Source organism: Streptomyces sp. NPDC006174 (assembly GCF_040614075.1).
Lineage (GTDB): Bacteria > Actinomycetota > Actinomycetes > Streptomycetales > Streptomycetaceae > Streptomyces.
Genome location: NZ_JBEXTJ010000004.1, coordinates 455,068 through 467,761 on the forward strand (window position 1 = coordinate 455,068; position 12,694 = coordinate 467,761).

Sequence of the window (12,694 nt, forward strand, 5' to 3'; positions counted from 1 at the left end):
TGCGTGTCCGCCGGGTCGACCCGCCTCTACCGCGTAATGGTTAGGGCTCCGCACCATCCGTTACGCAGTTGCTGAGAAGGAGCACCCATGCTTCGTCGTATCGCCGTCACCCTTGCGACCGTCGCCGTGGCCGGCCTCGTGGCGGCCACGCCCGCCGCGGCCGATGGCTGGGAGGGCGGAAAGACCGGTGCCGGCTACGAGGCCGTCGAGGCGCACCGCGGTCACGCCGAGTACACCAACCTCGGCGGCCCGTACGGCATCACCTACGCCACGGAGAGCCGGCAGCACGTCGCGGCGGAGCACGGCCACTTCTACGCCCAGTACCTCCAGGGCCGTTGATCCTCCAGCGGTGAAAACAGGGCCCACCCCCTCGGGGGTGGGCCCTGCTTCTCGTTCCGGGGCCGGCGGCCCGTGGCTCAGGACGCGCCGAGGTCCGAACTCAGCCACCGCTGCGGCCGCAGGCGGATCACCACCTGCTCGCCGTGTTCCTTCCAGGAGAAGTCGACGTAAGCCTCGACCTTCTCCGCCGGCAGATAGCGCGAGGAGATCTCCACCAGCTGCTCACGGGTGGCGGGAAGCGTCGCGGCGACGGGGCCCTCGACGGACACATAGCGGATGGTCGGTTCGACCCGCTCGACCATCAGCGAGAACCGGCCCGCCTCGGCGATGAGCCGGGCCTTGCGGGAGTCACGGCCCGTCATGATCCAGACGTCGCCGCCGGGTTCGTACTGATACCAGATCGGCACGGTGAGCGGCGCGCGCCCCTCCTCGGCCGAGTCCACGGCCAGCGCGGCGATGTGCGGTTCGGCCAGGAACTGTTCACGCTCGTCACGGGTCAGAGCCACAACTTCTCCTCCATAGACGGGATGTCCTGACCCAGGCTGCCGCACCGCGCGCCCGGCGGCAGCTCAGACATCCTGGTTCGTACGAAGTTCCTCCACCGCGACCCTGGCCACCGCGCCGATCACGGCGTCCGCGCGTGGGAGCTTCTTGTCGGCGCGGGCGGCCTGGGTGAAGACCACGGCCGTGTAGAGGCTGCCGTCCGCGAGCTCCACCACTCCCGCCTCGTGGCGCATCGAGCCGAACGTGCCGGTCTTGCCGTAGACGGTGACGTCGTCGTACGGGAATCCGGAGGCGAGACGGTGGGTCCACGGCTGGGTGCGCATCGCCGCGCGCATGAAGGAGCAGCTCTCGGCGGACGCGGCCTCGTCCGTCCAGATCGCGCGGAGCAGCCGGGCGATCTCGGCCGGTGTGGAGGACGCCTTGTACGCGGGGTCGTAGACGTCCGGCGGTACGACGGTGTCGTTGTCCGCGACCTGGGCCATGGCGGCGTCCAGCGACCCGGCGCCCGTATCGGCGAGCAGCCGGTCGAACGTACCGACGACCCCGCCGTGGATCCGGGTGAGCGGCAGACCGAGATCCACACACACCCGGTCGACGGTCTCGGCACCGACCGTACGCAGCACCGCATGGGCCGCCGTGTTGTCGGAGACGCTCATCATCTGCACCACCAGATCGCGCAGCGACATCGTCACCGGGTCGCGCAGGATGGACAGGCCCGTGGGGCCGGGCACCCGGTCGGCGGCCTCCAAGGTGAGCCGGTGACGCGGGTCGAGCCGCCCGGCATCGGCCAGCCGGCAGAAGGCGGTCATCAGCGGCACCTTGTAGACCGAACCCATCGGCACCTGCTCGTCCGGGTCGACGACCACACGGGTTGACGGACGGTCCAGCTGCGCCACGTGCAGCCAGCCCCGGACACCGGCGTCGTCGAACAAGGAGCGGATGGTCCGCTCCACGCCGCCGCGCCGAGGGCCGTTCACCGTGCCGCCCTACGGGCGAGGACGTCCTCCAGCAGCCGGGCCGTCCCGGCCGGATCCTCGGAGCCGGAACGCCGAGGATTCCAGACGACCCGCAGCCGTAGCGGGAGCGGAGGATCGGTCGCGGGCCGCCGCTCGACCCGCGAGGCCGTCAGCGCCTCGTCCGCCGTGACCAGGACGGCCTGGCCCGCCGCCACCAGCGCCAGCCCGGCCCGCTCGTCGGTGACCACCACCGTCTCCACCCGGCGGCCCCGGCTCGCCAGTGTGTCGACGAACAGGTCATGAGCGGCGGGCGCCTCGCCTCGGGGCCGTACCGCGACGGGCAGCCGCCGGGGTGCCGTGGACGACGGGTGGGCCGGAGCGAGGATCCAGGTCGGCAGCAGGATCACCTCTCCGGCGGCCAGGCCGTGCAGCACGGCGGGATGCCGGACCACGGCGAGGTCGAGCCGGCCGGACGCGACATCGGAGAGCAGGGCCGAGGTGGGAGCCGTCACCGTGCTGATCCGGGCCCGGTCACCGGCCCGGACCGGCGCGGCCGCCACATCGGCCGCGAGCGGCGCCGGCACCTCGGGCGCCAGCCCCAGCCGCAGACGGCGGCCGTCCGCGTGCTCACGGGCACCGGTCTCACGAAGCTCCGCCAGCGCGGCCAGAGCACGCCGGGCGTGCGGCAGCAACAGCGCGCCCTCCTCGGTGAGAAACACGCCGCGCTCCCGCTCGAACAGCCGGACTCCGAGCAGCGCCTCCAGCCGGCGCAACCCCTGCGAGAGCGGCGGCTGCGTGATCCCGACCCGTTGGGCAGCGGCACCGAAATGCTCCTCCTCCGCCAGCGCGACGAAGATTTCCAGATGCCGTTCCGTCAGCACTCCGCCTCCCTGGCATGCGGCGATATGGCCGATGAATCACTCCGATGCCGAGATTGTATTCGACATGCGGACCGGCGGCGGGTTTGACTCCGCAGAGGCTGACGACGCAGCCCGGCTACGACCGGGCGAGAAGCCCGCGCTCCACGAACGAACACCGCCGAGAGAGAGGTCCCCCGCCGTGCCCTCCCGTACGCCCGCCCATGTCTCCCGCCGCTCCGCGCTCGCCGCACTGACCGGCGCCGCCCTGTCCCCGCTCACCGGCTGTTCCTCGGCCGGACCGGAGACGGCCACCGACGGAAGGAGCGGACCGAGCCGCTCCGGACCCTCGCCGTCGGCTGCGACCCTGCCGCGTACCGACCGCGCCTTCGCCGAGCTGGAGCGGAAGTTCGACGCCCGGCTCGGCGTGTACGCGATCGACACCGGCGACGGCCGGACCGTCACCCACCGCCCGGACGACCGGTTCGCCTACGCCTCCACCTGCAAAGCCCTGCTCGCCGGTGCCGTCCTGGCGAAGAAGAGCCTGCCGCAGATGGAACGCCTCGTGCGCTACGGCCAGGAGGAGATCATCCCCAACTCGCCCATCACCGAACAGCATGTCGACACCGGCATGACCCTGCGGGAACTGTGCGACGCCACCATCCGTTACAGCGACAACGCCGCCGCCAACCTCCTCTTCCGCGAACTGGGCGGGCCCCGGGGCCTCCAGGACGCGCTGCGCGGAATCGGCGACCGCGTCACCCGCTGCGACCGCTACGAGGTCGCCCTCAGCGACGCCACACCCGGCGACCTCCGTGACACCAGCACACCTCGCGCGCTGGCCACGGACCTGCGTGCGTACGTCCTCGGCTCCGCGCTCCCGGCCGAGAAGCGGGCCGTGCTCGCCGACTGGCTCAAGCGCAACACGACCGGTGACCACACCATCCGCGCGGGCACGCCGCGCGGCTGGGTGGTCGGTGACAAGACCGGAACCGGCGGCTACGGCACCCGTAACGACATCGCCGTCGTCTGGCCCCCGCGCGCCGCCCCGATCGCGATCGCCGTCCTCTCCCGCCGCGACACCAAGGACGCCGAACGCGACGACGCGCTGATCGCCGGAGCCGCGAAGGTGGCCCTCGGCGCGTTCGCCTGAGCGGGCCGGAGCTCTACGGCGCGGTCATCTCCGGACGGCGGCCGACCGGCAGGATGTACTGGAATGGTTGGTCCAGGTCGTCGAGCCCGAAGATCTCGTGCGCCAGATCGTCCCGGAACCCGCCGAGCGGTGTGGTGCCCAGGCCCAGCGCGGTGGCGGTGAGCAGGAGCGACTGCGCCAGGTGGCCCGCCTCCAGGAGGCCCAGACGCAGAGCACGGAGACCGTAACGCTCCCGGAGCCGGCCCAGATCGACATAGAGGCCGAGCACCACCGGCAGCGCGTCCGGGACGATGGCGTCGGGGTCGTCGTCGGCGCGCGAGAGGTACGAGGACAGCGACCTGATGTCGTCCATGGCCGGTGCCGGACCGACGTACCGCAGCGATCGGCGTTCCGGCACGCACTGGTAGGTGCCCGGCGCCAGCCCGTCGACGTCCAGCGCGATGAGCCGGAGACCGGCGGTGTAGAGAGCGCCGGCGCTCGGATACGGCCGGTGGCGCATGACTCGTTCACCGCCGTCGGCGAACCGGTGGACCGACTCGTGCCCGGACGCGTGCGCGCTCCACAGCAGCGTGCCGAGCGAGGCCGCGTCCAGCGGGCCGGCGAGCGAACCGCGCCGGGAGACCCGGCTGTTCATCACCGCGCGCAGCGAGACCTCCGGGAACGGGCCTGCGGGGAGCGGCAGTTCGGTGCCGCCTCGGAGGCCGGGTTCACGGGCCGGTACGTCTCGTGGCGCCGAGTCCTGCTCCCGGCCGAGGTGGAACTTGCTCCGCTCCAGGTACTGCCGGTCGGGCGCGGTGTGGTCGTCCGGGAAGAACGAGGCCGGCTCGCCCCGGTCCAGGAGCGTGCGCGCGGCCAGCCGGCAGACCGCCCGCTCCTCGTCGGGCGCCAGGCCCATCCGGTTGAACAGCATGTGCAGCTGGGACGCCCAGATGTACGGGCCGCCCACCGGCGGTGAGACGGCACGCAGCGCCCGGTCGGCAGCGCGGACGCCGTCGTACCAGTCGGCCGGCGCACCGGTGGCCGTACCGTCCTCCAGCGCCTGCCGCAGGTCCCGCGCCCGGCTCGCGAGCGTGTCGCGCTGGAGCGCGTAGACGCTGTTGACCCGCGCGTGGATGTGCTGTGGACCGAGCAGCGGCACGTCCTCGGCCCACCGCCAGCTCGCGGCGTGCAGCCGCAGCCACCGCGCCGCCGCCAGCCGGTCCATGCCGCAGGCGAGAGCGGTGGTGTGCGCGAGATCGATGGCCAGAGCGAGCCGGGCACTGCCACGCGGCGCGTCCCGTACGGCCCGCACCGCCACCTGGCTGGAGCGCTGGAACACCTCCTCCGCCACCGGCAGGGCCGCTGGCCCTCCGTAGCGCGCGGTCTCGGGAACGTACGGCTCCACGCGAACCTCGGCGTGCTCGGCCTGCCCGCGTACGTCCTGCTCGTGCACGTTCTGCCCGTGTACGGACTCGGTGACAGGCACCCGCTCGGCCGGCCGCGCGACAGCCCTCGGCAGGGACGCGGCCCGCTCCTCGGAGACACCGCGCACTCGCAGGCGCAGATGGTGGCCGCCTTCGTCGTACCGGATGAAGAACCAGCCGTCGGCCCCGAGCCCGTCGAGGAGCGGCGCCACGTCCTCGGTGAGGAACGCGTCGACGTCCTCGGGAGCGGAGCGCAGGAAGCAGTGGAGGCTGAGCCAGGTGTCCGGGGATCCGTTCGTCACGGGATGGCTTCCTGTTCCGGTGTTCGGCGGGTCGGGCAGTGGGAAGGCGGAGTCCCTCACGGGAACGGGTGCGGATGCAGCGCGAGTTCGCCATGACGGGCCCGGCGCTCCACGCGTCCCAGCCGGAACGGCACGTCCAGCAGCCGGTCGAGCCCGAGCGTGCGCCGGTTGACATGGCCGAACGTCATCGGCAGCGAGCCCGGCACCACGACCTTCACCGTGTGCAGCCCGAGCCGGTCGCGAACGACGGACTCGCTCAGCGGTACGGCGACGACCTCCAGGCCGAGACCGGCCAGCCGGGCCACGGTCCGCTCCAGCAGGACGGTGACATCCGGTACGGGCTCCGCCGCCTCGGGCCAGATGTCGCGCCAGTCCGTCTCCGGGCCGTCCGGGTCGAGGAAGTCCAGGCGGGAGCGAGCCTCGGGAAGGGTGTTGACGGCCACATGGTCGGCCAACGTCCGCACCAGCGCAGGCTGTTCCAGCATCGGGAGCAGCCGCCGCCGGTCGAACATCTCCGGCTCGGCCCGGTGCCGGTGGACGGCGTTCACCACATTGGTCACCACCTCGGCGAGCGCGGAGCGGATCGCGGTACGCGGATGGTGATGGCTCCCGGCGGCGACGAACGCGCCCGGAGCCGTGGCCGGTCGGCCTCGGTGCAGCGCGACCGCGATGACGGCGGGCACCTCGAAGTCGTTCGTCGCGTCGAACAGCGCCACCCGGTAACCGGCGAGCGCCGCACGGTCCACGAGGTGCGCCGCCTCCAGGTCCTCGGCCGGTACGGCGATCCGGCGCAGCGGTGTGCGCGCGTACCAGGCCATCAGGAACGCGTCCCGCTCGGCGACCTCGAACAGCCCGTACAACGCGGCCTCCGCCGGGCTGTTGCCCAGCCCGCAGCCGTTGGAGCACTCGTACACCACCCGGGCCCGGCCCGGGCTCGGGTCCCAGTAGGCGACGTGCTCGGGCACCGACGTCGTACGGTCCCGGGTCAGGGACCAGCCGTGCACCCAGTCCAGCTCCAGCTCCGGTGTGTACGGCACGGTCGCGGAGGCCGGATGGCCGTGGTGGACCGGGTCGGGCAGCCCGAGCCGCACGGGGTCCACCGCCCGTTCCGGGCCGAGCTCGGCGTACGAGGCGCGCAGGACGGTCCGGTGACCGGTGGGGCTCATCGACGCCAGGCGCTCCGCGCCTTCGAACAGAGCGACGCGCTCGCTGCTCTCGAAGTCGATGCTCCGCCCGTAGCCGCCGTCGCGCGTGTGACGGCCGTACGTCACATACGCGCTGGTCAGGCTGTGTACGGATTCCTCGGTACGCAGGATCTGGTGGACCGGCCCGAACCGCTCGTCGAACAGCACCTCCCGCAGACCCGCCAAGCCTGTACGTGCGTTGGGCTCGCGCAGCGTCTCCGGGTCGCCGGCCGGCCTCGGTGAGCGGCGCGCGGCCGGGCCGAAGGCGGCCTCGGCGACCTCCGGGCCGTCGGGCGGCAACGGCTGGCAGACCGCGCACCCGCCCATGGGCTCGAAGCGGTGGGTCGACCAGGTGGCGCGGCCGCTGTGGACGACATGGACGGCCGGTTCGTCGTCGGCCAGGAGGGACGCGGCCAGGACGGCGACGGCGTCGACGAACGCGGGTGAGGGCCGGCCCGCCAGCCGCAGCGCCGGGCTGTGCCACGGCACTCGGCCGCCGATCGTCGCCAGCCGCCGGTACTCGGAGCACGACAGACACCCTCGCGCGCCGGGCCGCAGCACGGGTCCCACGACCGTCAGCGCCCCGTCGCTCCGGACGGGCACGAGCGTCACCGGCTGGCGCAGCGCGTGCCGGGACAGCTCCTCCGCCGTCTCCAGTGTCCAGGAGTCCAGGACCACGACGGCGCTGCCTTCGGTGAGTCGCAGGGCGCCCGCCGTGTCGAGGACGGGACCGGGTACCTCCGCGGCGAGGGCCTGGTGGAGCGGGTCGGTGGCGGTGGTCACGGTGATCCTTCCGCGGAGAGGGCTTCGTGGCGCGCGGACAGGACGGAGAAGCCGCACTGCCGCAGCGCCGACCAGAGCACGCGTACGTCGGCGTGCGCACCGGCCGGCGGCTCCCAGGGCTGCGGGGACCAGCCGGTCAGTGCGGCCAAGGCCTCCTGGAGCTCCGGCTCCCGGCCGGCCGCCTCCGCCAGCCAGGCCGTCGTCCACCCGGTGTCCTCCCAAGGGGCCGTGGCTTCGGGACGGGCGAGCGTGGCTGACGCGCCGGTGGGTGTGACCAGGTGCCGGGCGTGCGGTGCGTCGGTGGCCGACTGGACCCTGACCACGGCGGAGAGCGCGGCGAAGGCGACGGCATCGTCCGCCGACGCTTCGACGGCCGTGCCGAGCAGGCCGGATGCGCGCTCCCGGAACCGTGCCCGGAACACAGCTCCGCCGCCGCCCGTACCGAGGCGTGACACCGCCACCTCCGCGTCGACTCCGAGCCGCCGGACCAGGACGGACCACCAGTGGTGGGCTTGCGGGTGGTGTTCGGGGTCGGGGCTCCAGGGCACGTGCGTGGCTGTTGCGGTGTGCTGCCGCGTCAGCGCCCGCCGCAACGCCCGCCCGCGCGCGTGGTCCGCGCCCGCCCCGACCACCAGGTCCCATCCCTCCGTTCCCAACCGGAGTTCGGCCGCTCGGCAGACCGCCTCCAGCCGGGCCAGGTCCGCCCGGGCCGCGCCGGACAGCAGGACCTCGTCCGCCACCGAGCAGCGGACCAGCGCCGCCGGCAGCTGAGGCAGCGGCCCGGGGGCCGGCTCGTCCAGCACTCCGGCCATGCGGTCGGTGAGGACCGGGATACGGGCCAGCGCCTCGGCCAACGTCCGTACGGCAGGACGCGGCCGGACCCGGTCGGCGTCCACGAGCACGGATCCCGCCCAGCTCCGGTACTCACCCCGCAACGGCTCCCGCTCCGCGACCAGTGCCGCCGGCAGGCCGGGCAGCAGGCGCGCGTCGCCCGCCTCGGCCGACGGGTCGCGGAGACCGGCCACCGCACACACCAGCCGCTGCACGGCGGAGGAGGCCAGGAGTGCGGCCGGACCCGGGTGCTCGGCCGCCCCGTGAACCTCGCGCCGGCGCAACCTCTCCGCCAGCCCGTCGGCATCGGCACGCGCTTGGCGCGCGCTGCCCACCGGCGTAACGAATCCGACGCCTGAGCGCAGGCCGACGGCCACCGCGCTGTCCTGTTCGCCTGCGAGGGCCGGCGACACGTCGACTTCGGAGGCGACCAGCAGGATCTGTCCGTCCGGCAGGTCCGCCGTCTCCACGGTCTCCGTCCGGACACCGGCTCGGTCCAGCGCCCGTACGGCGGCGCGTGAGAGCGGACCGTCCGGACGCGCGCCGAGAACCCGCACCCGGCTGCGGGAGAGCGCGGCTGCGGCCACCGTGGGCCGGTCGGCCACCGCATCCAGCCACTTTTCTCCGCCGGGGCGCTCGACCAGGAGGTCGTGGGCGTGCAACTGGTCGATCACCGTCACCAAGGCGGCCCGCAGCGGCGAACCCGCCGGGAACGTCCGCGCCAGCTCCGCGCTCCCGTCCGTCGCGAGCGTTTCGGCCAGGCGGTTCCACAGCACCGGCAGCCCGGCGCCGCCCTCCAGCGTGACGCTGGTGATCCAGCCCCGCAGGTGTACGCCGTTGTGGAGCACGGTCACCGAGACCCCGGGCCGTAACGTCCACCGCATCAGCGAATCCAGCGCGTCCGGCTCTGCCTGTCCGCCTTCCGGAGAGGTGGTCGCGCTCTGCGCCGCCTGATCGACGGTCATCGGTCGTCCCTTCGGTTCGCCTGCCGGGCAAGCGCACGGTCACCGCAAGCGCCGGCAGTACCGGCACGGTAGGTCTCCACCACCAGCTCCACCGCCGCGTACCTCTCGCCTCGGGCCGGTGCGGGCAGCGCCTCCTCCAGGACCGCACCGTCCCGGTGGCGGGCCAGCCACTTGCCGAGGCAGCGCAGATGCAACGCGTCGCCGAGGTCCACGTACTGCGGCTTCGGGCGGTCCAGAGCGCTCAGGAGGTCTTCGTCCACCCGACCGCCCCGGACCGGTGGCGCGGCGTGCAGATAGAGCTGATCGGGTACGCCGAGCAGGGCCCGCCAGCGCGCCACCGTCTCCACCGGTACCTCACCCTCCGCCGCGAGCTCCGTGAGCAGCACCGCCACCGAGGGGCCCGCCAACTGCCAGCGGCGCCGGCGCAGCACGAGATGGCGGTGGCGCAGGCGTGGAGTGCGGATCAGGTCGCCGCCCGGCACGGCGGTGAGGTGACGGGGCACGAGGCCGCCGAAATCGGCCATGCCGTGCGGCTGGTCCATCAGCAGAGGCGCGAGCCTCGGCTGGAGCAGGAGCGGCGCGAAGACTCCCGCGTAGAGCACATCGGCCCACTCACCGGTTGCCTTGATCCGGACGCGCACCTCGTCACCGTCCAGGTCGTGGACCAGTTCGACGTCGTCCATCGCGAGGGAGGTGGACGAGCGGTCCGGCCCGATCTCCTCCGGTACGAACCGGGGATGCAGGTTGGCGTTGAAGCCGCTGACCGGCCGCACCTGGGCCACGCGGGCGCCGGGGCCGAGCGTGGCGGACACGGCGGCGGCCGTCTCCCGTACGGCCCCGGGGTCCAGGGAGTCCAGGAAGCGGCTGCTGAACCGTCCCCACCCTCCGTACACATGGTTCACGCACAGCATCCCGCCGGGCGCACGCTGGACGAACCCGGTGTACGAGACCGGGCGCCGGGCCGCCCACGACGGCAGCCGGGAGCCGAGTGCGGCCACCAGGCCGGCCGGCAGGACGACATCGTCATCGGCCCCGTCGCCGTGGGTCGCGTGCACGGCCTTCACCAGCTCGGCCCGGAGCGCGGCGAGTCGTCGGACACCGCCGGCGGCGGTGGCGCCGTCGCCGTCCGCGCCGGAGCCGCCATCCTCGGCGGCCTGTGCGGCCCGCTGCCATGCCGCGTTCGCGTCGGCGCCGAAGTCCCACACGTGCGGGCAGATGCCGCCGGGACCGTACCGCGCGACGAAGGCGTCCCGTACCTGCCGCCGTACCACCGGACCGACGTCGAACGCCTCGGCCAGAGAGGCCAGTTCAGCCAGCGCTTGGTGATCGGCGTCGCCGAGGAAGCCGTTCAGCCGGACCGGCTGCCGCAGGACGATGTCCTCGCTGAGGACGGTGAGGCGTGCGGGCGAGGGGCCCACCGAGCGGCCCACCTCGGCGAGGAGCGTCACCCAGCGGTCCCTCAGCGTGGCGAGCAGTTCGGCGCGGCGGCCGGGGTCGGCGGTACCGAACTCGCCGGTGACAGCGGAAAGTTCCTCGATGCGCACGGCCAGTGCGCGGTCCTGCGGTGAGCCGGTCTCCCGTAACCAGTGGGCCAGCCGGGGGAGGGGGTCGGGGTCCTGGAGGTCGAAGGGCTGCACCGGGACGAGCAGCCCCGCGTCACCGACCTGCCGGAGGAAGACGGTTGCTGCGGCGACCTGCACCGGATCCGGGATCGAGGTCGGGTCCGCGTCCAGGGCCGCGGGCCCTCCCGCCGCGAGCATCCCGGCCAGCGCGTCGAGCGTCGCCGGCGGATCGCACAGCGCGGCGAGCCGTTGCAGCGGTTCCACCGCGCCGAGAGTGACCTCGTCGTCCTCCACCGCGAGAAAGCGCGCGGCGGTGAAGGCCGTACGGGAGCGGGCGAAGGCGGCACGCCCTTCAGCGATACGCGGGCTGCTGCACATGCGGTGCGGCAGGGTCGAGCGACGGCGCGGGTCCTCGGCCAGCGCCGCGAACAGCGTGTCCACCAGCGTCCGGTTGGCGCGAACCACGGCCCGCGCCGAACCGACCGGCAGTTCAGCACCGTTCCAGGAACCGGTTTCCCGCTTGCCCGGTGCGGACGCCAGCATCCCCCACCCGACCCCCGTGAAGGCCGACAGCGGAGTCGTCCGGGCGACGGCCCGCGTCGCGTGCCGCAGCACACCCGCCTCCTCCTTCCGCGTCCTGCGGTCCGTCGGCCCTTGTCCGGCCCGCACCACCGCCCGCAGCAGGTCGGCGCTGGTGAAGGACGCGGCGCGCAGGAACGAGGGCTCCCGGCACAACCCGGCGAGCACCGACCGACCGGCGGCCAGAGCGGGAGCGGCCCCGGACCGGAGCGTCCTGAGCAGCTCCTCCCTACGCCCGCGCGCGTCGAGCCAGGCACGTAGTTCGGGTACCCGGTCGGGCAGGTCGCCGAGGCCGCGGAGAAGGGCGGGCCGCGGCTCGCGTCCGTTGTGCACGTCGCGGCGGAGCGGCAGCACCACCTCGCGGTGGAACTCCTCCGTGTGGTCCGCCCGGCTCGCGTACAGCGCGTCACCGAGCGCCGGGGCCAGCGCGGCGAGTCGACCCTCCTCCACCACCAGCTCGGCCAGCGCGGCCCGGAACGCGACGGCCGGGCCGGGCTCGGCCGGCAGGCTCAGCAGGGTCGTACGGACCAGCGCGCCGGAGGCGATCCGGGGGCGCGGGACCGCACGCCGGTCGCGAACGGAGGCCGTGGGCATCTGGAGTTCCGGTACGGGCGGTTTCACATCGATCCAGTCGACTAAGCGTTGGACAGGGCCCCGGCAGACCTTTCGGAGTCGCCGGGTTCGTACACGGGCGGGCCTCCGCGGCACCATGGCGCGCGAACGGGCCGGTGCGGTGCCGCGGAAGCCCTTACGGCACCTGTGTCACGCGGTGTCGAACTGCACCGGCGGCTGGACGCTGCAGCCGCTGCAACCCTGACAGGACGTCGAGGAGGAGGACGACAGCGAGTAGGTGGACTCGCCTATTCCGGCCGTGTCGCGCATCGCCGTGACGGTGATGTCTCCGAGATCCAGCTCGCCGAGATCGAAGGAGGTGGTCATTTCGGGAAGTGACATGTGTTCTCCGGGAGTCGAGAGAGCAGAAACGGTGCTCCTGTGTGCACCGGTTCGGCAGCGTAGGTCGGAGCGCGGCACCCGGAGCAGCACCGTATTCAGCCAACGGGACGGCAGAGGAATGTCTTAAACGTGCGATTACCGGACGATTGCCACCTGGTGACCGCTGGCGCGCGATGTCACCTGTTTGCTTCGGAAAACGGCACGCGTGGAGAGCGGCGACTCTGTCGGCTTTTCTCTCGACGAGGCGGTATCGAAAGGTGAATCCGCTGTTCCGGAGCCCCTCCGTCCGGATTCTTCTGCCATCCGGAGGGGCGCGGAGAGA

The 12,694-nt window shown here is 73.2% G+C and carries 10 protein-coding genes; 2 read left to right on the forward strand and 8 right to left on the reverse strand.

Going from position 1 to position 12,694, the window contains the following annotated elements; translation table 11 throughout:
• Nucleotides 1-87 precede the first annotated feature (87 nt).
• Nucleotides 88-339, forward strand: a complete 252-nt coding sequence (locus ABZ267_RS12155; protein WP_356755008.1) for a hypothetical protein — start codon at nucleotides 88-90, stop codon at nucleotides 337-339.
• Nucleotides 340-416: 77 nt separating this feature from the next.
• Here ABZ267_RS12155 and ABZ267_RS12160 read toward each other — a convergent pair whose 3' ends face one another.
• The 3 genes from ABZ267_RS12160 to ABZ267_RS12170 form a co-directional block, all read right to left on the reverse strand.
• Nucleotides 417-845 (reverse strand): pyridoxamine 5'-phosphate oxidase family protein, encoded by a 429-nt coding sequence (locus tag ABZ267_RS12160; protein ID WP_356755006.1) that lies wholly within the window; start codon nucleotides 843-845, stop codon nucleotides 417-419.
• A gap of 63 nt (nucleotides 846-908) precedes the next feature.
• The gene (locus ABZ267_RS12165) at nucleotides 909-1,820 is read right to left on the reverse strand and encodes a serine hydrolase (RefSeq protein ID WP_356755004.1); all 912 of its coding nucleotides are present in this window, start codon (nucleotides 1,818-1,820) and stop codon (nucleotides 909-911) included.
• A complete protein-coding gene (locus tag ABZ267_RS12170) occupies nucleotides 1,817-2,680 on the reverse strand; it encodes a LysR family transcriptional regulator (RefSeq protein ID WP_356755002.1) in 864 nt (287 codons plus the stop codon). The genes ABZ267_RS12165 and ABZ267_RS12170 overlap by 4 nt, the downstream gene beginning before the upstream one ends.
• Before the next feature lie 178 nt (nucleotides 2,681-2,858).
• Here ABZ267_RS12170 and bla point away from each other — a divergent pair, with 178 nt between their 5' ends.
• Nucleotides 2,859-3,809, forward strand: coding sequence for a class A beta-lactamase (bla, locus tag ABZ267_RS12175; RefSeq protein ID WP_356755000.1), 951 nt, complete (start codon nucleotides 2,859-2,861; stop codon nucleotides 3,807-3,809).
• A 13-nt stretch (nucleotides 3,810-3,822) separates the two neighbouring features.
• On the opposite strand, the gene ABZ267_RS12180 is transcribed toward bla, so the two are convergent.
• From ABZ267_RS12180 to ABZ267_RS12200, 5 genes are all read right to left on the reverse strand, one after another.
• Nucleotides 3,823-5,514 (reverse strand): thiopeptide-type bacteriocin biosynthesis protein, encoded by a 1,692-nt coding sequence (locus ABZ267_RS12180; protein ID WP_356754998.1) that lies wholly within the window; start codon nucleotides 5,512-5,514, stop codon nucleotides 3,823-3,825.
• A gap of 56 nt (nucleotides 5,515-5,570) precedes the next feature.
• Entirely contained in the window at nucleotides 5,571-7,481 is a 1,911-nt protein-coding gene (locus ABZ267_RS12185; RefSeq protein WP_356754996.1) for a TOMM precursor leader peptide-binding protein, read from the reverse strand.
• Nucleotides 7,478-9,277: a hypothetical protein gene (locus ABZ267_RS12190; RefSeq protein ID WP_356754994.1), complete on the reverse strand. Its 1,800-nt coding sequence runs from the start codon at nucleotides 9,275-9,277 to the stop codon at nucleotides 7,478-7,480. Before ABZ267_RS12190 ends, ABZ267_RS12185 begins: the two co-directional genes overlap by 4 nt.
• Nucleotides 9,274-12,012 carry a lantibiotic dehydratase gene (locus ABZ267_RS12195; RefSeq protein WP_356754992.1) on the reverse strand — a complete coding sequence of 913 codons (2,739 nt, stop codon included), beginning with the start codon at nucleotides 12,010-12,012 and terminating at the stop codon, nucleotides 9,274-9,276. Before ABZ267_RS12195 ends, ABZ267_RS12190 begins: the two co-directional genes overlap by 4 nt.
• A 168-nt stretch (nucleotides 12,013-12,180) precedes the next feature.
• On the reverse strand, nucleotides 12,181-12,372 hold the full coding sequence (locus tag ABZ267_RS12200) for a thiazolylpeptide-type bacteriocin (protein WP_356754990.1): 192 nt from the start codon (nucleotides 12,370-12,372) through the stop codon (nucleotides 12,181-12,183).
• Nucleotides 12,373-12,694 lie beyond the last annotated feature (322 nt).

Coding starts and splice junctions, on each gene's coding strand:
- ABZ267_RS12190 (WP_356754994.1), bottom strand. CDS start 9,277: ATGACCGTCGATCAGGCGGCGCAGAGCGCGACCACCTCTCCGGAAGGC.
- ABZ267_RS12195 (WP_356754992.1), bottom strand. CDS start 12,012: ATGCCCACGGCCTCCGTTCGCGACCGGCGTGCGGTCCCGCGCCCCCGG.
- ABZ267_RS12200 (WP_356754990.1), bottom strand. CDS start 12,372: ATGTCACTTCCCGAAATGACCACCTCCTTCGATCTCGGCGAGCTGGAT.
- ABZ267_RS12155 (WP_356755008.1), top strand. CDS start 88: ATGCTTCGTCGTATCGCCGTCACCCTTGCGACCGTCGCCGTGGCCGGC.